The 21,825-nt window shown below is 46.8% G+C and carries 18 protein-coding genes; 12 read left to right on the forward strand and 6 right to left on the reverse strand.

What is annotated here, in order from left to right; translation table 11 throughout:
* The first annotated feature begins 59 nt into the window (after positions 1-59).
* The 4 genes from cdaA (at position 60) to glmS (ending at position 5,552) form a co-directional block, all read left to right on the forward strand.
* Positions 60-872: a diadenylate cyclase CdaA gene (gene cdaA / locus M662_RS01245; RefSeq protein ID WP_008635812.1), complete on the forward strand. Its 813-nt coding sequence runs from the start codon at positions 60-62 to the stop codon at positions 870-872.
* Positions 865-1,839: a CdaR family protein gene (locus M662_RS01250; protein WP_008635813.1), complete on the forward strand. Its 975-nt coding sequence runs from the start codon at positions 865-867 to the stop codon at positions 1,837-1,839. The genes cdaA and M662_RS01250 overlap by 8 nt, the downstream gene beginning before the upstream one ends.
* Positions 1,840-1,917: 78 nt before the next feature.
* Positions 1,918-3,267: a phosphoglucosamine mutase gene (gene glmM, locus M662_RS01255; protein WP_026578842.1), complete on the forward strand. Its 1,350-nt coding sequence runs from the start codon at positions 1,918-1,920 to the stop codon at positions 3,265-3,267.
* Positions 3,268-3,749: 482 nt separating this feature from the next.
* A complete protein-coding gene (gene glmS, locus M662_RS01260) occupies positions 3,750-5,552 on the forward strand; it encodes a glutamine--fructose-6-phosphate transaminase (isomerizing) (RefSeq protein WP_008635816.1) in 1,803 nt (600 codons plus the stop codon).
* A gap of 39 nt (positions 5,553-5,591) precedes the next feature.
* Here glmS and M662_RS01265 read toward each other — a convergent pair whose 3' ends face one another.
* Together M662_RS01265 and M662_RS01270 are read right to left on the reverse strand one after the other, a co-directional pair.
* Positions 5,592-6,746: an FtsW/RodA/SpoVE family cell cycle protein gene (locus M662_RS01265; protein ID WP_008635818.1), complete on the reverse strand. Its 1,155-nt coding sequence runs from the start codon at positions 6,744-6,746 to the stop codon at positions 5,592-5,594.
* Between the two features lie 188 nt (positions 6,747-6,934).
* Positions 6,935-7,225: a phospholipase A2 family enzyme gene (locus M662_RS01270; protein ID WP_026578843.1), complete on the reverse strand. Its 291-nt coding sequence runs from the start codon at positions 7,223-7,225 to the stop codon at positions 6,935-6,937.
* A gap of 186 nt (positions 7,226-7,411) precedes the next feature.
* Here M662_RS01270 and trxB point away from each other — a divergent pair, with 186 nt between their 5' ends.
* Together trxB and M662_RS01280 are read left to right on the forward strand one after the other, a co-directional pair.
* Positions 7,412-8,395: a thioredoxin-disulfide reductase gene (gene trxB / locus M662_RS01275; protein ID WP_051349009.1), complete on the forward strand. Its 984-nt coding sequence runs from the start codon at positions 7,412-7,414 to the stop codon at positions 8,393-8,395.
* Positions 8,396-8,442: 47 nt separating this feature from the next.
* Positions 8,443-9,243, forward strand: a complete 801-nt coding sequence (locus M662_RS01280; protein ID WP_051349003.1) for a helix-turn-helix transcriptional regulator — start codon at positions 8,443-8,445, stop codon at positions 9,241-9,243.
* Here M662_RS01280 and M662_RS01285 read toward each other — a convergent pair.
* The 3 genes from M662_RS01285 to cudC all read right to left on the reverse strand — a co-directional run bounded on the left by M662_RS01285 (position 9,181) and on the right by cudC (position 12,838).
* Positions 9,181-10,416, reverse strand: coding sequence for an MFS transporter (locus M662_RS01285; RefSeq protein WP_026578845.1), 1,236 nt, complete (start codon positions 10,414-10,416; stop codon positions 9,181-9,183). The genes M662_RS01280 and M662_RS01285 overlap by 63 nt on opposite strands.
* 124 nt (positions 10,417-10,540) lie before the next feature.
* On the reverse strand, positions 10,541-12,124 hold the full coding sequence (locus M662_RS01290; RefSeq protein WP_369815279.1) for a high affinity choline transporter 1: 1,584 nt from the start codon (positions 12,122-12,124) through the stop codon (positions 10,541-10,543).
* A 159-nt stretch (positions 12,125-12,283) separates the two neighbouring features.
* A complete protein-coding gene (cudC, locus tag M662_RS01295) occupies positions 12,284-12,838 on the reverse strand; it encodes a choline uptake/conversion transcriptional regulator CudC (RefSeq protein ID WP_008635826.1) in 555 nt (184 codons plus the stop codon).
* A gap of 479 nt (positions 12,839-13,317) precedes the next feature.
* On the opposite strand from cudC, the gene cydD reads away from it, so the two are divergent.
* Together cydD and cydC are read left to right on the forward strand one after the other, a co-directional pair.
* Positions 13,318-15,042: a thiol reductant ABC exporter subunit CydD gene (gene cydD / locus M662_RS01300; RefSeq protein ID WP_026578847.1), complete on the forward strand. Its 1,725-nt coding sequence runs from the start codon at positions 13,318-13,320 to the stop codon at positions 15,040-15,042.
* Positions 15,042-16,748 carry a thiol reductant ABC exporter subunit CydC gene (gene cydC / locus M662_RS01305; RefSeq protein WP_026578848.1) on the forward strand — a complete coding sequence of 569 codons (1,707 nt, stop codon included), beginning with the start codon at positions 15,042-15,044 and terminating at the stop codon, positions 16,746-16,748. Before cydD ends, cydC begins: the two co-directional genes overlap by 1 nt.
* A 75-nt stretch (positions 16,749-16,823) precedes the next feature.
* Here the strand turns inward: cydC and M662_RS01310 are convergent, their stop codons facing one another.
* Entirely contained in the window at positions 16,824-17,165 is a 342-nt protein-coding gene (locus tag M662_RS01310) for a hypothetical protein (RefSeq protein WP_152522249.1), read from the reverse strand.
* 129 nt (positions 17,166-17,294) lie between these two features.
* Here M662_RS01310 and M662_RS01315 point away from each other — a divergent pair, with 129 nt between their 5' ends.
* From M662_RS01315 to M662_RS01330, 4 genes are all read left to right on the forward strand, one after another.
* Positions 17,295-18,251, forward strand: a complete 957-nt coding sequence (locus M662_RS01315) for an MBL fold metallo-hydrolase (RefSeq protein ID WP_026578850.1) — start codon at positions 17,295-17,297, stop codon at positions 18,249-18,251.
* 138 nt (positions 18,252-18,389) lie between these two features.
* Positions 18,390-20,102 (forward strand): hypothetical protein, encoded by a 1,713-nt coding sequence (locus tag M662_RS01320; RefSeq protein WP_008634935.1) that lies wholly within the window; start codon positions 18,390-18,392, stop codon positions 20,100-20,102.
* A gap of 80 nt (positions 20,103-20,182) precedes the next feature.
* Positions 20,183-20,560 (forward strand): carbonic anhydrase, encoded by a 378-nt coding sequence (locus M662_RS01325; RefSeq protein ID WP_026578851.1) that lies wholly within the window; start codon positions 20,183-20,185, stop codon positions 20,558-20,560.
* Between the two features lie 118 nt (positions 20,561-20,678).
* Positions 20,679-21,800: an NAD(P)/FAD-dependent oxidoreductase gene (locus M662_RS01330; protein WP_026578852.1), complete on the forward strand. Its 1,122-nt coding sequence runs from the start codon at positions 20,679-20,681 to the stop codon at positions 21,798-21,800.
* The last annotated feature ends 25 nt before the right edge of the window (positions 21,801-21,825 follow it).

A 21,825-nucleotide genomic window follows, 5' to 3' on the forward strand; every position in this document is an offset into this window, starting at 1 on the left:
ATAATGGGAACCGTGAAAAAATTTAAAAAGCTTTATCTTATATAAAAGGAAGTGTAGGCATGCTTGATGGGGGATTAGATGTGTTAGATTACCTTCTGATTACTGTTGATATCGCCCTTGTCTGGTTTGTTGTATATAAATTAATCATGCTGATTCAGGGGACGAAGGCTGTTCAGTTGTTGAAAGGGATCTTCGTTGTCCTTGGAATCTGGTTGCTGAGTAATTTATTTGGGCTTACCACGTTAAGATGGTTGATGTCGCAGGCAATTACATGGGGATTCCTGGCTATAATCATACTGTTCCAGCCGGAATTGAGAAGAGCATTGGAGCAGCTCGGCCGCGGCAGTTTCTTCAGTCGGAATAATTCAGAAGAAGAAGACGCGGAGAAGACGCTGCAGGCGATTATCAAGTCATGTAATTACATGGCAAAACGTAGAATTGGTGCCTTGATTACTATTGAAAGAGACACGGGGATGAACGATTATGTGGAGACAGGTATTCGTGTCGGCGGCCACTTGTCGAGCGAGTTGTTAACCAACATATTTATTCCTAACACTCCGCTTCATGACGGAGCGGTCATACTTAAAAGCAATGAGATCGTTGCCGCTGCCTGTTATCTTCCATTGTCGGAGAGTCCATTCATCTCCAAAGAGCTTGGAACGAGACACCGCGCGGCGATGGGAATCTCTGAAGTGACCGATGCACTTACAATCGTCGTATCGGAAGAAACAGGGGCTATATCCTGCACCAAAAACGGTGAACTGCACCGTGACCTCGATCAGGTCAAACTGGAAGAGATATTACGAACAGAATTGGATCATTCATCCCCCGCGGTGAAAAGCTGGAACTGGAGGGGGAAAAAGAATGGATAATTGGCTGAAAAGTGTCTGGTTTATCCGGATTATTTCGTTGATTCTGGCCGTGCTGCTTTGGGTGACAGTCAATGTCGAAAGTAACATGGATTCTGATTCTCTTTTCTTTAATCAGACATCGTCGGATATGAAAGTGATGGATGACGTACCACTGGAGATCCGGTTTGATAGTGAAGAGTATGTAGTCAGCGGCCTGCCTCAGGAAGTCTCTGTTAGGGTGGAAGGTCCTGCAGGAGCAGTTGCTCCCGTCGAAAGACAGAGGAACTTCACTGTCTTTGCAGATTTAAACGGTCTTGGTCCAGGTACGCATGAAGTTTCTCTTCAACATTCCGGTATTTCAAATCAGTTGGCTGTAACGCTGGATCCGAAGATGATAGAAGTGACCATTGAAGAGAAGGCTACCGAAGATTATGAGGTCAATGTCGATTACATTAATGAACGTGAGATGAACCCGGGCTTGGAAATTGGAGAAGCGGAAGTCGATCCTGCTGCTGTCTCCATTACCGGTGCCTCTTCCGTCATGGAAAGAGTCGCTTCCGTTAAAGCAATTATAGACGTGGGAGACGCTTCTGAGACTATTGAAAATCAGGAAGCTCCTGTTAAAGTGTATGACAACCAAGGAAATGAATTGAATGTCCTTGTCGAACCGACGACAGTTAATGTGACCGTGCCGATTGCAAAACGGCAGAAAGAGGTCGGTGTGAATGTCGTTCCAGAGGGCGAAGCGCCGGATGGTGTCGTGGTTAATTCTGTTACGACAGAGACAGAGACCGTTACCGTTTCCGGTTCAAAAGAGGCGTTGGACAGCATGGAAGAACTGCCGGACATTCCAGTGGATGTGTCTGATATTACAGAGGACGATACTGTTGAAGTAGAAATCCCGGTACCTGAAGGGGTGACAGAGGTCAGCCCCGGGAATCTGGAAGTTCAGGTGGATGTGGATACTTCAACAGACTCGGGCGACTGAAGCTCTGAAAGCATGAGTAAAAGAAAAATAATTCGTAGAAAATAAAGAATCGGTAAGAATAGAAAGAGGGGTCTTGAAATGGGTAAATATTTTGGTACGGACGGCGTCCGCGGCGTCGCCAACAAAGAGTTGACGCCTGAGCTGGCTTTTAAATTGGGGCGTTACGGTGGATATGTAGTGACGAAAGGTGCGGAGAGGCCGAAAGTGTTGATCGGCCGTGATACAAGGATTTCAGGAGAAATGCTGGAAGGGGCGCTTGCGGCAGGTTTACTCTCCATTGGAGCGGAAGTCATGCGTCTCGGTGTCATTTCTACACCAGGTGTCGCTTACTTGACGAGGGCACTTCAAGCGGAAGCGGGAATCATGATTTCTGCTTCTCACAACCCTGTACAGGATAACGGAATCAAGTTCTTCGGTCCGGACGGCTTCAAGCTGACGGATGAACAGGAGAAAGAAATTGAAGCATTGATAGATGCGGAAGAGGACAACCTCCCACGTCCTTCTGGTGCAGACCTTGGACAAATCAATGATTACTTTGAAGGTGGACAGAAATATTTGCAGCATTTGAAACAGACGGTGGACTATGATTTTGATGGTCTTCACATTGCGCTGGATTGCGCTCACGGAGCTACGTCTTCGCTTGCGTCCCACTTGTTCGCGGACTTGGAAGCAGACATCACGTCCATCGGTTCGTCCCCGGACGGTCTGAACATTAACGAAGGTGTCGGATCGACTCATCCGGAACTGCTTCAGGACCTGGTCAAAGAAAAGAAAGCGGATGTGGGACTGGCTTTCGATGGAGACGGTGACCGTTTGATTGCAGTCGATGAGAAAGGGAATATCGTAGATGGCGACCGTATCATGTACATATGTGCTAAACATATGAATGGAAATGGAACGCTTAACCATTCCACTGTCGTATCCACGGTCATGAGTAACCTTGGTTTCTACAAAGCTGTAGAAGCAAATGGTATGAAGAGTGACAAGACGGCAGTAGGCGACCGTTATGTCATGGAGGAGATGCGTCGCGGCGGCTATAACCTTGGAGGTGAACAATCCGGTCATATCATCTTCCTTGATCATATAACTACCGGTGACGGAATGCTTTCTGCACTTCAATTGGTCAACGTCATGAAAGAAACAGGCAAGCCTCTTTCTGAGCTTGCTGGTGAAATGGAACAGTTCCCGCAAGTATTGAAAAACGTACGAGTTATCGACAAGAACCGTGTTCAGACCCATCCGCGTATTCAAGACGCTATTCAAGCTGTAGAAGAAGAGATGGGCGGCAGCGGCCGCGTACTTGTAAGGCCTTCCGGTACGGAACCACTTGTCCGGATCATGGTTGAGGCACCGACGGAAGAACAATGTGAAACATATGTAGACAGAGTAGTCCAAGTCGTTCAAGAAGAACTTGGAATGGAAGAGTAAGATGAATGATGCGCAGGTTTCACAATGGTGGAGCCTGCGCATATGTTATTACAGAGAACTTACATTTCTGTAACGGTCTAATAATTATATTGACCAATTGATGTTCTCTCAGGTAAAATGAACGAAGTCCTTGAATTTTGAAAAAAAGTAGGGGAATACCCAATTCCTGGACGTCCGAATTTAGAGATAGATAAGGAGGATTGTCAGGTTGAGAATCACAATAAAGCGCCAGGACTGTGTAGGACGAACGAAGCAAACACAGTTGACGAGGTGGAGGTTCATCGATGTTTCGGCGGATGCCTCCCGGTTGCGTACTTCGACCGTCTGTTTCCGTGTAAACCGTAGAGGTGACTCTTCGAACAACACATGGGAACCAAGTACATCATAAAAAAACAATGATCGGGAGAGGGGCAGCGAATCGCCCCTTGGATTATAGACGGCATATTCGTTGCCCTTCTTCTTTTTATAGGAGGATAACAATTATGTGTGGAATTGTAGGATATATTGGACAAGAAGATACGAAGGAAATTCTTTTGACTGGTCTTGAGAAGCTTGAGTACCGCGGATATGACTCTGCTGGTATCGCTACTTTAAATAATGATGGTGTGGAAGTGACGAAGGTGAAAGGCCGTATCGCTGCGTTGAGAGAAGCAGTCGACGGAGATGTGAAGGCGACAATGGGGATCGGGCATACGCGTTGGGCGACACACGGTGCGCCAAGCGTAGAGAACGCACACCCTCACCAAAGTACTTCCGGCCGTTTTACTATCGTACACAACGGTGTCATCGAGAACTATGTGGAAGTCCGCGATGAATACTTGACGGATGTTGAGTTGAAGAGTGAGACCGATACTGAAATCATCGTACAATTGATCGAAGTGCTGTATAACGACATGAAAGACGTAGCAGCTGCTTTCCGTAAAGCGGTTGAACTGCTCACAGGTTCTTATGCAGTAGCGATGATCGATCGTGAGAATGAAGATACCATTTACGTAGCGAAGAACAAGAGCCCGCTTCTAGTCGGTCTTGGTGAAGGCTTCAATGTCGTAGCCAGTGACTCCATGGCTGCTTTGCATGTGACGAATGAATTCATGGAATTGATGGATAAAGAAACAGTTATTCTTCACCGCGGCGGTGTAGAAATCCAGAAGCTTGACGGCTCTACTGTTTCCCGTGAATCATTTACAGCAGAATTGGATGCTACAGACATCGAAAAAGGTACTTATCCTCACTTCATGTTGAAAGAGATCGATGAGCAGCCTTTCGTAATCCGTAAAATCATCCAGGAATACCAGAACGAAAATGATGAAATCAAATTGGATCCGGAAATCCGCGGGGCAATGAAAGCATGTGACCGCATTTATATCATTGCTGCGGGTACCAGCTATCATGCCGGTCTCCTTGGAAAAGAATTCATCGAGAAATTGGCCAACATTCCGGTAGAGGTACATGTAGCGAGTGAATTCTCCTATAACATGCCGCTTCTATCAGAAAAACCGTTGTTCATTTTCATTTCTCAATCTGGAGAAACAGCAGACAGTCGTTCTGTCCTTGTCCAAACGAAGAAACTTGGTCATCCGGCGTTGACGGTTACAAACGTCCCTGGATCCACCCTTTCCCGTGAAGCGGATTATACCCTGCACTTACATGCAGGTCCTGAGATTGCCGTTGCATCAACGAAAGCATATACGGCACAAATGGCTGTCCTTGCTATCCTTGCCGTGGATACTGCCCGTGCGAAAGGATTGAAGCTTGATTTCGATCCGATGCAGGAGCTTGGTATCGTAGCTAACACAATGGAGGCATTGACAGAGCAGAAAGAGAAGATGGAAGAATTAGCTCGTGATTACCTTGCGACAACGCGTAACTGTTTCTTCATCGGCCGTGGTTTGGATTACCACGTAGGCTTGGAAGGGTCCTTGAAATTGAAAGAGATTTCTTACATCCAGGCGGAAGGTTTTGCAGGTGGAGAGTTGAAGCACGGTACCATTGCTTTAATTGAAGAAGGTACACCGGTTATCGCATTGGCTACCCAGGAGAACGTGAACCTTTCCATCCGTGGTAACGTTCAGGAAGTAGAAGCACGTGGGGCTAACAGCATGATTATCAGTATGAAGGGCTTGGATAAATCCGGCGATGCATTCGTCATCCCGCATGTCCACGAATTACTGACACCACTTGTGTCTGTAATCCCGATGCAGCTGATTTCTTACTATGCTGCTTTACACCGTGATTGTGACGTTGATAAACCGCGTAACCTTGCGAAGAGTGTAACAGTAGAATAAAACAAAAAGCTTCGGAAGCATTTGCTTCCGAAGCTTTTTTTAATCTCCAAACATATAGGTTCGATGGTGGTACGATATAGAAAATGCAACACCTAGTGCAATCAGATTCCCAAGCAGGGCACTACCTCCATAACTGATGAATGGAAGCGGGATACCCGTAATCGGCAGGAGCTGCACGCTCATTCCGATGTTTTGGAATACGTGAAAGGCAATCATAGCAATGATACCGACCATGACGTAGGAACTATAGTTGCTGTTGGCGCGGAACGCAATCGTCGTGAATCTATAGATCAGGAAAAAGAACAGAATGATGACGATACAAGAACCGAGAAAACCGTATTCTTCTGCAATAATACTGAAAATGAAATCCGTCTGTGATTCCGGCAGATATACTTCCCGTTCTCCAAATCCCTTTCCATACAACTGACCGGAACCGATTGCCCTCATCGCTTTGACGAGCTGGTAACCGGTTGAATCTTCGTATTTCGTAGGTTGGAACCAGGAATAAATCCTTCCCAACTGGTATGATTTTACTCCTAAGTATTTGTCCAAGATCTGTGGTGCCTGCAGAGCGAGCCAGATCAACGTCGTTCCCAGTGCAGCAATGGATCCGAAAATAGGAAGAATGATTTTCCATTGAATGCCGGAAATAAGAATAAATCCGGACAAGATGGCGATGAACACAAGGCCTGTCCCTAAATCGGGCTGCTGCATGATCAACAGTAATGGAAGACCTGTCGTCGCAACGAGCTTCAGCAGGAGAATACCATCACTTTTTAATGTAGATACACGGTGTATTTGGTTGTGGTTGACGGCGACTCTGCCGAGGGCAAGAATCGTAAAGATCTTCATCAGCTCGGCCGGCTGCATCGATCCTAAACCAGGAAGAACAAACCAGCTTTTTTGTCCTTTGATCACGGGTGCGATTGATGGAGGAGCAATAACGAGAAGAAACAGCAGGAGCACGCCGAATGCGTATAAATACCAGCTGATGTTCTTGAAATCCTCCGGGTCAGCGAGGAGCATGAAGCCGATAACGACAGCTCCCAGTCCATACCACAGCAATTGTTTAAGGACAAAGTTTTCATTATATTGTCCACTTTGCTGGGCGCTGTATAAGGCGACGATACTGACAACGACAAAACAACAAGCAATAAAGAAGAGCTGCCAATCAAACCTTTCTTCAAACTTCATATTGAGTTATACATCCTCTCGTGTTGACGAAACCAAATCATTCAAAAATATGCATACTGATTTCTATTATAAGCACTTCTTTCCTTTTTGAAAAGTAGGCTCGTTTCTCCTTCTTCTATTATAGTTGATAATTTTGTGAAGAGGAGACGCAATAAAAAAAGACAGGACCACATTTCCGGCTCCTGCCTTTAGAAACAAGTGAATGTCTTCTGAACCTTCATATATTGATACAAGGTATGAGCATGTCTGCCTTCCTGCGTTTCCGGTGTTTGAAGTTTTTTTAATCGTTTCAGAAATGCACGGTCACAAGCGCAGTAGTCTTTTTTTATCCGGTAGCACTCATCGTGCGCTCTGCAGGCGGCATCGACGGCATTGATGGGCTCTCCCGGTCCGCTGCACCCCGGACCGCAGTACCTGTATCCTGGAAAAACGCAAAACCCCGGCCTTCGAATCCTGCGATCTTTTCTTTTTCTTGGCATACTTTTCTCCTCCAAGTCTCGGGTCTTCCTTCCCAATATATGAAAATAGAGGCGGGATGCATGGTCATTCGTCATTGGTATAAACGGTTGACGGAGGGGTCTTTTCCTTTTCAGATGCATACATTAATTCTGATGAGGTTCATATTGGAATCGTGGACAAAAAGGAAAAGAAGAGGGGGAGCATTCATGACGTATCAAGCAATAATATTAGGCACAGGACCTGCAGGGTTGACCGCTGCCGTCTATTTGGCGAGAGCGAACATGAAGCCGCTTGTCATAGAAGGTCCGGAGCCGGGGGGACAGCTTACCATGACAACGGAAGTGGAAAATTTCCCAGGGTTCCCGGATGGAATTATGGGACCTGTTCTCATGGACCATATGAGGAAACAGGCGGAACGGTTCGGCGCAACTTTCCAGCAGGGATGGGTTACAAATGTGGAAGTGGATCAGAAGCCGTTTAAGCTGCAAGTGAGCGGAATAGGAGAATTGGAGACAGAGGTATTGATTGTGTCCACAGGCGCTTCTGCCAAGCTGCTTGGAATTCCTGGAGAGAAAGAGAACATCGGTCGAGGGGTCAGTACGTGTGCCACGTGTGACGGTTTCTTTTTCAGAGGCAAGAAGGTACTCATTATCGGCGGGGGGGATTCCGCCATGGAAGAGGCCGCTTTTCTTACGAAATTTGCGGATCACGTCCAAGTCGTTCACCGACGGGAAGAACTGCGGGCATCGAAGATTATGCAGACCCGGGCGAAAGAGAATGCAAAAGTAACATGGGCGCTGAATAAGACACCGGTGGAGATGATCTCGGACGGGGCCAAAATTACCGGCATGAAAGTGAAGGATAACGAATCAGGCAAGGAGGAAATGATCGAAGCGGACGGAATATTTGTGGCGATCGGACACCATCCTAACACCGATTTCCTGCATGGAAAATTGGATATGGATGAGAAGGGGTATTTGCTGGTTGAGCCTGGAACGACAAAGACGAATGTTCCGGGAATATTCGCATGCGGTGATGTGCAGGATCAGAAATACCGTCAGGCCATAACGGCGGCAGGAACCGGCTGCATGGCGGCCCTTGATGCCGAACGTTTCCTGGAGGCGGAATTACGAGAAACTTCTTGTAATAGGACGGAGGAACCTTCTCGAACCGGAGACTCTTCCACATAAAGAATGATACAATGATGACAGAATGTGGGAGCGGAGGAGGAGCTGTCATGATTGTAGAGAATGCGCATGGGTTATTTCTTCAAAGGTACGACGGATTGGGAGAAAGAAGTTGGAGGAGAGACGATTGTTATAAGTTTGTCTTCTCTCCATATGGGCAGAGCTGCTACCAGACAGAATCGGGTGACTTGGTCATTGATAAGGAGCAGTTTGTCCTGTTTAATCCAACTATGAAACATAAGCAGTGGAAGGCAGATGAAGAAAAGTTCCTTGTAGAAATCCGTCCTGAATTTTTGATGGAGACCGCTAGAGAGCTTGGCTACCCATCGGAATCCCCGGAATTCGCCGCTCTTCCTTATCGGCAGGAGCCCGTTCATCAGTGGGTATCATTCGTCCGGTCATTTTTGAAGTCGGAGGGGGGAGATTCCAGCTCCCTGTTTGTGGAAAACAGTATGGTGCAGCTTGCCATCCTCCTGCTCAAGTATGGACTTGGCTCTCACCGACATGACGTAGTTTTAACACAAAGCGTTGATCCGTTAAACCGGGTGATGGATGCACTGAAGGAAGGCTACCGCGAGAACTGGACGCTTGGAGATATAGCGGAAGTCGCTCGTATGGATAAATACCAGCTCTCTCATCTATTTAAGCGGGAGAGCGGGGTCTCTCCTTATTCATGGCTTCAGATGTACCGCTTGTTCAGAAGTCAGCAGGATCTGCTTCATACGAAACGATCCGTCTTAACGATAGCAACGGAACACGGGTTTTCAAGCATTGCGGTTTATAATCAATTATTTAGACGTATTTATCATCAGACGCCGACGCAGTTTCGTAAACGGCACGCCTTTACCTAACCACGAAGCCACACATAAAAAGACGATACAGCAGCCACTTATAATCATAAGTGTCTGAATGGACAGGAAAGTCGAGAGCAGTCCAAAGAAGGCAAGGGAAATGGTATTTGCGGCATACAGTAGAACGGCATTTGTACTGAATGCCCTTCCCATCTTGGACTCCGGCACGTATTTCTGCAGTAAATAGACCCGGGAAAGGCTTGCAACAGGAATACCGATGCCGATAAGGATCGTGCCAATGACAAACTGCTCCGGTTTATAGAAAGCGCCGTAATACAAAATACCGGTTCCCCAAACGGCTGCACCGATTACATAGTGGTGCAGCCCCCATTTCTGAATGAATAGCGGGGCGAGAAGATTGGTTATAATGACGACTGCACCGAATACTCCTTGAATTCCGCTGTACCACAGCTCCCCGTCCGGTCCTGCCTCCATAAGGGCGAGCAGCAATCCCACCTGCCATACCCACGTATTCATAAACACCGTATAAAACGTGAAGAAAAAAAGGCTTCGGATAGTCGGCATTCTTCCCGCCCACTTAAGAAAGGACCCGACAGAAGGCGCGATGGAACGGATCGAGAACTTTGTACTTCGCTTTTCTACCATTATGATCTGCGCAAGGCATAGGACACTCCATACATAGGTCAACGCATCTAAACTGAAGAAGTGGACCACTCCCATGGTTTCAATGATGAGGATCGATAGAAGAGGCGTCCCTATTGTAACGCCTCTAGTCATGGTGTCGTAAAGGCTGTTGGCGGCAGAACGTTCTTCCTCCTTTGTAATCATAGGCAGGACAGCACGGTGTGCCGGATTGAAGAAACAGCCGATTGACTGGAGAAGAAAGCTGATGATAAGAAGGGCGCCGAAGGACAACGCATCTGCATAATGGAGCAGCAGGATGGACGCGACCAAGGGAATACGGAGGAGATCCAGGATGATCAACAGCTTCTTCTTGGGCAGGGCATCCGCTATTGCTCCGCCGATTAATCCGAAAAGTAAATAGGGAGCGGTTTCTGCTGCTGCCATGGCTGTCGTATGGGCCGCGGACCCCGTCAGGTCATGGGCAAGAAACAAAAAGGCCATTGCAGCTAAGCTGTCGCCAAGTCGTGATATGCTTCCGCCTAATAAATAAAAACGCACATTTCTGTTTTTCCATAGTATTCGATACATAACTTCACCTCATCTCCATCATAAGAAAGAGTGGAGTGGGCGTCTGTATGTATATTGGTGGGATATGTTCAATATTTCATCAGGTGATATAAAAAAGCACCCGGAAACCCGGGTGCTTCTGTTGTTACGCGTTATTTTCTTGTCGTTTGTGTTCCGGCAGGATGAGTGACCGCGGAGCACATTTCTTCTTCGTCAATTCAGAGACGATGAAGATCATAAGGAAGGCCGCGATACATGCTGTCGTACGGAATGGGAAGAGGACGATGCCGTCTTCGATCATCGGGTACGGTAGGAATGCCGGGAGACCTAGTGCTGGCTCTCCGCCTCCAAGACGAAGGAAGAGGGAAACCGCAAAACCGGCGATCGATCCGTAAAGGTTGGCATTCTTATAAAACAATGCCATTGTCAGTTGAGGGAACAAGATTGTGTAAACAAGGTCGGAGGCCAGATACCAGAGAGTGTAGACACTCTTTACGTTCAAGGCGATAATCATGGATCCGACACCAACGATGATGATGGTACGCTTAATGACTTTCTTCAGTTTGTCTGAGTCTGCATTTGGGTTGATCAATGGACGATACACGTTCCAGGATGCCATAGAAGAGGCAGATAGGATCGAGGAGTCCATGGATGACATAACAGCAGCTGCAAGTGCACCAAGTCCGATGGCTGATACCAGTTCAGGAGTCAGATATCGAAGAACGTGCGGCAAAATGACAGATGCGTTTTCAGGCGTTGGGATACCCATGGATGCCCAGTCGATATTGACTCCAACGACACCGATCAACACAGCTGGAATGGCAGCGATGATACAGATGACCCCTGCTGTGATGGAAAGCCACATAGCTGTCTTCTCACTTTTAGCGGAAAGGACACGCTGGAAATATACCTGCCAGGCAATTCCACCGAATATAAGCAGCAATGCGTAGTCGATCCAGTTCCAGAAGTAATTGCCCCATTCAGGGTCCTGCCAGCCGTTCAGTGGAGGGAACAGGTTGGCGTAACTTCCGAACTCTGTTTTGTAACCGCTCCATGCGGCATCCAGTCCACCTACATGTCCTAATGTGAAAGGCACGACCAGGATAAGACCGATAAGCAGGATAGCCATTTGGAACACGTCTGTATAAGCAACGGCCCACATACCTCCGGCTACAGTATAAGCGATAGCGATGATACCGGAAAGAATGATAGAGGTAGTGAAGTCGATATTCAGAATGGTTCCAAACGTTGTACCAAGTGCTGTCAGGATAGCGGCACTCCAGAACATCTCACCAAGGAGCGCAGGTAGGTACAGAACACCTGCCATTTTCTTACCAAAACGTTGTTCAAGTGGATCGAGGATGGTCATGAATTCATAACGGCGCATCTTACGGGCATAGAAGATACCACCAATGATCAAACTTAGTGCATAGCCCCAAGGCGCCTGGGCCCATACGATTCCGTCGGCATAAGTGGATTCCGCCGTCCCGTTGATGTAACCACCACCGACCCAGGTAGCGGCCATTGTAAACATGGCGACGCCGAGCGGCATGCTGCGGTCAGCGACCATCATGTCTTCGAGAGATCCGGATTTTTTAGTAGCGAAGATAGCACCGATGTAGTAAACGAGGGCATAAAAGGCAATCATGGCGATGAATCCGCCCCATTGGATGTTTTCATTTGTGAAGGCGATGTAGAGGACAAATATACCTAATAGTGTTGCAAGCAAAATAGCCGGTCCGTTCTTAGCCAAGAAGGACTTCGATTGATTTGACGGTTGCAATGATATCACTCCTTGTAGTTTTTTGAATTTTCTGCAAATAACAGCGCGCATACGTCTCCCCTGAAATAACATGTTCTGTTATTTTTGAGAGGCGCATAGAAACAATTATTCTTCAGAATCAATAGGGATGTACTCGAAAATCTCTCCACTTTCTATGGAATCGACTAACTTCAACAGCCATTTATAATAAGGCTTGGATCCTTCCAACTGACGGTGGATCCGCTCTGCTTCAAATCTGGTGTCCTCATCAATATCCGTAGAATTCATGATCATTTCCAGTTCAGCTTGTGCCTTTTTTACGGCATCCATATTGATCTTCGCTTCTCTGATCCATTTTCTTGAGAAGAAATTGGAGAAGAAGTTGAAGAAATCTTTTTCTGCGACAAATGTCTGACGGCGTGTTCCTTTTCGGAATGTCTGCTTGACGATGCTGTAGCTTTGGAGCTTCTTCACTCCTGTGCTCATGCTCGGCTTACTCATTCCGAGTTTCTCACGCATTTCATCGAGGGTCATGTCCTTTTCGAAGTACATCGTTCCATAAAGGGTTCCGGCACTCCGCGTCACGCCATACAAATCCATCGTTTCTGCTATGGAGTCGATGACTAAGGCTTTGGCATTCTCGATGACGTCTCTGGAGTCATCTTCATGATTCTTGGTCATTAAAAACCTCCTCGCCACGCATGCAGTAAAGTTCATTAAATTTTTTCTTTACAAACTTATCTTAACGAATATAATCTGCTTGTCAAAATTTAATCTTTTTTGAATATGTACTGAGCCTTGCTATCCCATAGGTTATACAAGATTCATTTTTATTTTTCCTTTGACAGCAAATTATAAACATGTTAATGTTGAAAATTTGCAAAAAAATAGCTGATAATGTCGAAAAGAATAGGGAATAGTCGAAAAAAGCATGAAAAATCATAAAAAAAGATAAATACTTCCTGTAGAATGACCTCCCATTCCCCCTTTTATTCGTAAAGGGAAAAGAAAGGTATGACAGTGTTTGGAAAAGGGGACGATGATACAGAATTGTCACAAAATCCGGCGCCTTTTCTTTAGAAACCGTCAAAGATATGAATTATAATGTAGATAATGTGAAGTTTTTCACAAAAATGCATATAAGGAGCTAATGAACAGCTATGAAGCAACTAAGCCGTGTAGCTTTTCGTAATAAAGGTGTGCTATGGGCATTGATTGTAACCTCCTTCCTGATCGGGGCAACCATTATTGGTCAATCCTATTTCTTCGTAGCGATTGTCGACCGGATCTTTCTCGGTAACGAAAGCTTCGGGGAGATTGTGCCGCTTCTTGCGGGCTTATTACTGGTGTTGGCAGGACGCACATTCTTCACATGGTGGAACGGAAGAATTGGAGTGAAAATGGCAGCAGATTCGAAACGATATTTTCGCAGGCAGGTGCTGTCTAAGTTCACCAGGAATCCGCTGCAGTCCGCAATGGAAGGTCAATCCGGGCGTAAAGTAAGTGTCCTTATGGATTCCGTAGATGAAATCGACGGTTATTATAGTAGTTATCTGCCACAAATGATTCAGACGATGATTATTCCTTTTATGATCTTGATTGTTGTATTTGCGGAACATTTATATTCTGGATTGATCATGATCATTACCGCACCGTTTATTCCATTATTTATGGCGATTATCGGCGTGATGACGAAGAAGAAATCGGAAGAACAAATGGAGAAGCTGTCTGCCTTCTCCGGGAAATTCCTCGATACACTGCAGGGTCTTACAACGCTTAAATTGTTTGGACGTTCCAAACAGCAGGTGAAGGAAATTGAAACAAGCAGTCACGGTTTTCGGGATGCCACGATGGAAGTATTGAAGGTGGCGTTTGTATCCTCTTTGATGCTCGAATTTATTTCTATGTTAAGCATTGGACTGATTGCATTGGAAATTGCAATTCGATTGGTCGTTTATGAACAAATATCCTTCTTCTCCAGTTTCTTCATTCTTATACTTGCTCCGGAGTTTTACTTAACATTAAAAGATTTCGGCAGCGCGTTCCATACAGGGAGAGGGAGTGCCGGTGCCGCCAATCAACTGGCTGCGGAACTGGAAAAAGAGGAAGAGGATTTGAACTGGGGAGAAGAAAGGCTGGTCACTGATGCTCCTCCGCTTATAGAGTTCAAAGAGGTCTCTTTTCAATACGGGGAAGGGTTCTCTCTCCAGGACCTTAACTTAAAATTACCCTCAGGAACGCAATTGGCGATCGTGGGAAAGAGTGGCGCAGGAAAGACGACCGCTCTCCATATGTTTGCGGGTCTCGTAAAACCTCAGAAGGGCGAAATTATTGTTAATGGAAAATCATTATTTTCTTATCATGAGGAAGATTGGTTCAGACGTGTCAGTTACATTTCCCAGAATCCGTATCTATTCTCCGGGACAATGGCAGAGAATATCGCAATCGGTGACAACGGTCGTCACTCGATGGAAGAGATCAGGGAAGCGGCGCGTAAGGCCGGTATATCAGATTTAATTGAATCGCTGGATCAAGGGTATGACACTCCTGTTGGAGAGGGAGGGCGCGGCCTTTCCGGCGGGGAAAAACAGAGGCTGGCAATCGCACGGGCTTTTCTGAAGAAACCATCGATCATCTTGTTTGATGAACCGACAACCGGCCTTGACCTAAAGACGGAACGGGTTCTTCAGCATTCCATAGCTGCATTGGCAGAGTACTCTACGATCATTACAGTGGCCCACCGTCTGCACACCATCAAAAACGCTGACCAAATTTTATTTCTTGATAAAGGGGAACAGGTTGGCCTCGGGACCCATGAAGCGCTGCTTCAAGAGGTTCCTGAATATAGACGGATGGTGACTGTACAGAAAGGAGACAGCACGTGATGAAAGAATTGAGAGAAGTCATCCACCTGGTCGTCAAGGAAAAGAGAGACATCGTCTTATCTGTTCTTTTCGGATTTCTTGCCGGAATGTCCGCGGTGGGTCTGTTTGCCTCAAGCGGCTATCTAATTTCCCGTGCAGCACTGATTCCACCGTTGTACGCCTTGACTGTCATGATTGCTTTCTTGAAACTGTTCGGCTTCGCCAGAGCGCTTGGCAGGTATGCAGAGCGGTATTTTTCACACAGGGCTACGTTTACCATATTGAGTAATATCCGTTTGGCATTCTATAAAAAACTGGAGCCTCATGCACCCCGGATTTTTCGGAGATATCGGAGTGGAGACTTATTAGCCAGAATAGTCGGGGACGTTGAAAGCCTGCAGAACTTCTTTCTGCGCGTTTACTATCCGCCGGTCGTCCTTGTGATTATCTTCCTTGCAACAATCGTATTCACGGCTATTTTCAGCTTGCCTGTGGCGCTTGTTCTGTTGGGTGGCCTTGTTGTCACCGGCCTCTTCATCCCGTCCTGGTATGCAGTAAAGCAGCGGAAGTTAGGGAGCCGTGTGCGAACCGCTCGCGGGGCTCTGTCCACTGAAGCGACAGAATTTCTGTATGGATTCCGGGATTTAAAGATTTATCAGCAATTGGAAGGAAGAGAGAACAGCTTGCGTGAGGCAGCGGGAACGTATATTCATGAACAGGAACGGGACGGAAAAGCGATGCTTGCCAGTCTGTCATGGAACACAGGAGTATCCCTTATCGTCTCCTGGGTTGTGCTAGGCGTCGGGGCATATCTTGTTGCCCGAGGGGATCTCAATGGTCTTTTCCTTGCCATGCTTGTCATGATATCGTTGACGGTTTTTGAAAATGCGACACCAATGGCCGTTCTACCTTCGCATCTGGATGACAGCAAGCGTGCAGCGGAACGACTCTTTACCATCACAGAGGAAGAGAGTGTACCTACTACGTCCGAGTTAAACGTTGAATCAGGTGCTCCAGCCATCGAATTTGAACATGTCGATTACACGTTTCCTAATGAAGAAAGAAAGGCTTTATCCGACGTGTCCCTCTCTATTCCGGCCGGATCCAAGACGGCCATCGTTGGAGCGAGTGGGTCGGGGAAGTCTACATTACTGCAGCTTATGCTTCACTTTCAGCTGCCAGATCAGGGGAGTGTAAAAGTGAACGGCGTGCCGATCGAGCAGGTTAAGGAAGAAAGCGTATGGGCGCGGAGTAATGTGGTTCTTCAAGAAAACCACTACTTTTATGGCACAATCGAAGAGAACTTGGCCATTGCAAGGGACGGTTTGACACAGTTGGAGATGAAGCAGGCTTTGAAAGATGTCGGGCTGGATTTTTCTCTTGAACAGGTCGTTCTTGAAAAAGGGGAAAACTTGTCCGGCGGAGAGAAACAGCGTCTTGCAATTGCCAGAGCATTTTTGAAAGGGGAGAAGTGGTGGATGCTTGATGAACCAACCTCTTCCGTTGATGCTTTGACAGAACAATCTATTTATAAGCATCTCTATCAGAAAGCCGAGCGTGATACGGTCATCCTTGTTAGCCATCGTCTGTCCGGCCTGGAGAAGATGGATCAAATCATAGTGATGGACCAGGGTATGGTGATAGAAACAGGGTCTTATGAGACATTAATGAGAAAACGCGGACATTTTTACGAATGGAAGCAGGTAGAGAAGGACATCTTTTTGTAATACCAAAAAAACCCCCTCCGGCTTTGGAAGCGGAGGGGGTTTATAATGGAGATAAGATTCATAGGACGAGATAGGTCAATAATAGTATGGGTACGGGTAGGAATAATAAGGATACGGTGCGTAATAGGGTATAAGCGCGAGGGTAGCGAGTCCGGCCAATGGAAGCAGGACATTTTGGAAGCGGCGGGCTCTCCAATAGCCGTACTGGCGTTCACCGGTGTTGTCCTTCCCCTCATTCCTATCCACATCTTCACTGACAAGCATCGCCACCTGATCCGGAGTGACGTCGGTGATGATCCCGTTTAACGTTCTTCCGTCCTTCAGTTTGACGTTGACGTGATAGTACTGGTACCTCGTGCATTGTTCGTAAGTAGGTTTCATTTGCTCGGGGGAGGACATGTTCTGATTTTGCTTCACTTTCACCAACTCCTCAGAAACCATGATATTCACCTAGTTCGGGAAGTGTGACACGTATTCTGAGAGAAAACGTTACCAATGTGACATGGTTTTTTGTAGAATGGAAGTGATTGGAAGGGAGAGGGGTAAATGAAGATTCCATGGAAACTTGCAGAAGATACGTATCTCATTGATGGTATGGATATGGGATTGGAAGGTCGCACAGGTACATATGTGCTGACAGGAGAAAACATCGTCTTAGTTGAAACAGGAGCCAGCTTGTCCGTAAAGGAAGTCAAGGCGGGGCTGCAGGAGTTGAATATTTCCCTGGATCGTGTGAAGACCATCATACTTACACATATTCATTTGGACCATGCAGGTGGGGCAGGACTCCTGTTGCAAGACTGCCCGAATGCGGAAGTGATCGTCCATGAGAAAGGGAAACGACACCTGATCGATCCATCCCGATTGATCCAAGGTGCAAAAATGGTCTATGGAACCAAGTTTAATGAGTTGTTCGATCCTATCGTACCAATACCGGAAAATCGTTTGTGTGTAAAAAAAGAAGGAGAAACAATGCCCCTGTCGCCCGAACGGGTGTTGACCTTCTACGATACACCGGGACATGCCAAACATCATCTTGGTATTCACGATTCGCTGACGAACGGAATATTTACCGGCGATACATGCGGGATTCGTTACCACCAAACAGATGATCACGGATTGATCTTTCACTTACCGACGACCTCTCCGAATCAGTTCGACCCTGGAGCGATGGAGCAATCTATAAGAATGTTTCGGGATGTAAATCCAGACAGGCTTTATTTCGGCCATTTCGGGATGGGGGAAGATCCTGATCAAACGTTTGACCAAGTGCTTGAATGGCTTCCCGTATTTACGAATACTTCCTATGAGATTCTTAGTGATGGAGGAGGAGTACTGGACATTCAAACCTCCTTGATGAATAAAGTTTCATCATTCTTAAAAGAACACGGCATACCTGACGATCATCACATCTATACTATATTGAAATTGGATATGGAAGTATGCGCCATGGGACTGGCTGACTATTGGATGAATACAGGGAAACAAACAGGTTCTTCTTAATGGCGATAATCCGAACGGTCCTTCCAATTCGCAAAAAAGTGGGCGGCCGTTCGGATTTTTCGTACTTGCTTTCATGTGAAAAGTGAAACTTCATGGAGGGATGAAACGTAAAGAAATATATAAAAGGGGGAAGTACATATGCTTGGTATGTTACTTGCGTCGGTATTATCATTTATTCTCTATTTCATACTGACGATCATTGCTTATTTCAAAAACAGAATGCGTAGAACGAAGATTATGAAAACAGGCATCGGCCTGTTCGTGTTCGGTATGGTTGTTATGGTCATCGTTGTTTATGTTTTCATGCCTACGATTACGATTCCAAATCTATTAGTACTGAATGCGATTGTCGCCATCGTACTCGTACCTCTTGTCTATGGGGGAGCGAAAATACCGGTTTCTATGCCGGCAGCAACCCGGTCGCTTACCGGAGGAGTCGTTCTCCTCGTTGCTGTGGCCATCCTTGCTGTATTCGTATACAGCATCATCGCTTTGCAGACGTCTCACGATACGATCACGCAGTCCCAAGAGGAAGAAGCGAAGCCGTTGAATGAAGAAAACACGCCGATTTCCGTAGCACCTGAATCGGCGCGGAACAAAGTTCAAAAAGCGATGAGTGTCGTTCCGAACACACAGTTTTATGATCTTGGAAAACTACAGGCTCAACAGGTAGATGGAGAAATCGTTTATATCGCACCTGTCGAATTCTCGAGTTTCTGGAGATACTTCCGAGGAAAAGAAACGGAAGGCTACTTCTCTATCTCAGCGACGAACATCAATGCGCAGCCGGAATTTGTGGAAAGTAAGATGCGGTACACGAACTCCAGCTATTTCCAACACAACGTGCAGCGGGCGGTATATAATAAACACCCGAATTACATTCAGAGTGGAGAAGCGCAAATCGAGGTGGACGATGAAGGGAAACCTTGGTATGTCCAAACCATATACAAACCGTTGTTCTTCTCGAATCGTCCGGATATGGACGAGATTAAAGTAGCAGTTGTCGATCCGGTATCCGGTAATGTGAAAACCTATGACTCGGCAAAAGCGCCGGAATTCATAGAGGGATCTGTCAGCTCGGAGTTAGCGGCATTGGAGAACGAATACTTCGGTAAATACATTAATGGTTGGTTAAACTCAATTTTCGGCAAGAAAGATGTCAAAATCCCGAATGAATCCGGAACAGAAAGCAGCGTCACTCCGATCTTTAACGAGCAGGGAGAAATGTTCTATTTCACCGACATGGCCTCACCGAAAGAAAACATCGACTCCGCGCTTGGTTATACGCTTATTCATGCCAGGACCGGTGAGCTGACTTACTACAATGGTCAAAAAAATCAAGGGATCATGGACAGCAAAGGTGCTATTCAAATTGTAGATAAGCAGTATCCGGAGAAGAAATGGACCGGAACCATGCCGGTGCTCTATAACGTAGACGGAGAACCAACCTGGATCGTCAACGTATTGGATCCGAACGGTTTGTTCAAACAGTATGCGTACATCAAAGCATCTGATTCCGATTTTGCCGTTTTCGGTGATACAGCGAAGCAGACCTTGAATGCATATCGTCTGCAGGTTGCACAGGATCCAAGTAATGTGGAGGGAAGCGAAGCGGTTGATTTGTCAGAAAAGAGCGGTGTCATCAACCGGGTCTTGGTTACCTCCACGGAGTCCCGTCAATCGGTGCAATTCCTTCTAGAAGGCGATACGACGATTTATACCGTTACGACGAGCAAAGCGCCTCTCGCCATATTCCTGAAAGAGGGAGACCAGGTCGAGATGCAGGTGCGTGTTCGTGAGAATGGTACAGGAACCGTAGAAGAGATGCAGATCGAGGGAATTACACAATAAACGGAAGCAGCAGGTTGATCGTACCTGCTGCTTTTTTTATGTGGTAAAATGGGTAACAGATAACTATAGGAGGGATTTGTATGTCAGAATTTGCTACAGCAATAAATTGTATGGATGGAAGAGTTCAACTTCCTGTCATCAAATGGATGCAGGAACAGTATGGTGCTCCGTATATCGACATGATTACAGAAGCTGGACCGACCAAATACCTGTTAGAAGGGACAGAAGACCAGCTGGCTGCCGTTAAGTCCAAGCTTCGCATTTCTGCAGAAAACCATGGTTCCGGAGTACTTGCCATCGTAGGTCACCATGACTGTGCCGGTAACCCTTGCCCTCGTGAAGAGAAGGAAGAACAGATTAAGAAGGCTGTGGATTTGGTTCATTCTTGGGACCTCCAGTTGAAAGTAATCGGCCTGTTCGTCAATGATCAATGGCAGGTAGAAACAGTAACGGAATAAAAGAAATGCTGAAAACCCGGAATCCTCCGGGTTTTTTGTTCGCCTGCATTGGAGCAGGTTCCCATCCTCTTATACAATGGGGGTGGTTTTAATAAAAGAGGAAAAAGGTGTTGGAGGAATGAAAAAATACATTGTTGTAGGCGGCGGGGTCCTTGGTGCCTCGACGGCCTATCATTTAGCAGCGGCCGGTGCAGATGTGAAGATTGTAGATCGGAAGGACCGTGGGCAGGCGACGGATGCTGCGGCCGGGATCGTTTGTCCGTGGCTTGCTCAAAGAAGAAATAAACGATGGTATAAACTTGTTAAGGGCGGTGCCGCCTATTATCCGGAATTGATCCGTCGTCTGGAAGCGGATGGGCAGACAGAAACCGGGTACCGTCGTGTCGGGGCAATCGGTCTGCACACTGACGAAGAAAAACTGCAAAAAACGTTGGATCGAGCATTGAAAAGAAGAGAAGATGCTCCTGAAATGGGGGAAGTTACAATCATTTCCGAGGAAGAGACGAAGCGTCTGTTTCCACCCCTTAAAGATGGATACAAAGCCGTTCATGTAAGTGGAGCAGCGCGGGTGGACGGGCGTGCTCTGCGTGATGCTCTGCTTGCTTCGGCAGAAAAGCATGGAGCGGAGTGGATCAAAGGTGAGGCACAACTGTCTTATGATGAGCAGCGTGTGGATGGTGTACACGTGAATGGTGATTTCCACGAGGCCGATGCTGTACTCGTTACGGCCGGTGTATGGGCGAAGGACCTGCTCGAACCGCTGGGGATCGACTTTCTCGTGCATCCCCAGAAAGCACAGATTGTTCATTTAAAGCTCAGCGAGGAGAGAACGGAGGACTGGCCTGTGGTCATGCCGCCAAACAATCAATACATGCTTTCTTTCGGAGCTGGAAAATTGGTCGTTGGTGCTACGCATGAAACGAAAGCAGGCTTCGATCCGCGGGTCACTGCAGGGGGGCTTCACTATATCTTCGATAAAGCGCTTGACGTAGCACCCGGCCTTTATGATGGAACCGTAGTGGAGACAAGAGTCGGTTTCCGCCCGTTCACGCCGGACTCTCTGCCTGTATTCGGTGCCCTGCCTTCGCACGAAGGATTGTATGCAGCTAATGGCCTTGGAGCCTCAGGTCTTACCTCAGGTCCTTACCTCGGAGCTGAGCTTGCACGCCTTGTCTTAGGAGAGCAGACAGAGCTGGATCCTGCAGATTTTGATGTCCAAGGTGCAATCGGCGAAAAATAAAAAAAGAAACCCCTGTGCCGTTCGA

Source organism: Bacillus sp. SB49, assembly GCF_000469135.2.
In the GTDB taxonomy this organism is placed as follows: Bacteria; Bacillota; Bacilli; order Bacillales; family Halobacillaceae; genus Halobacillus.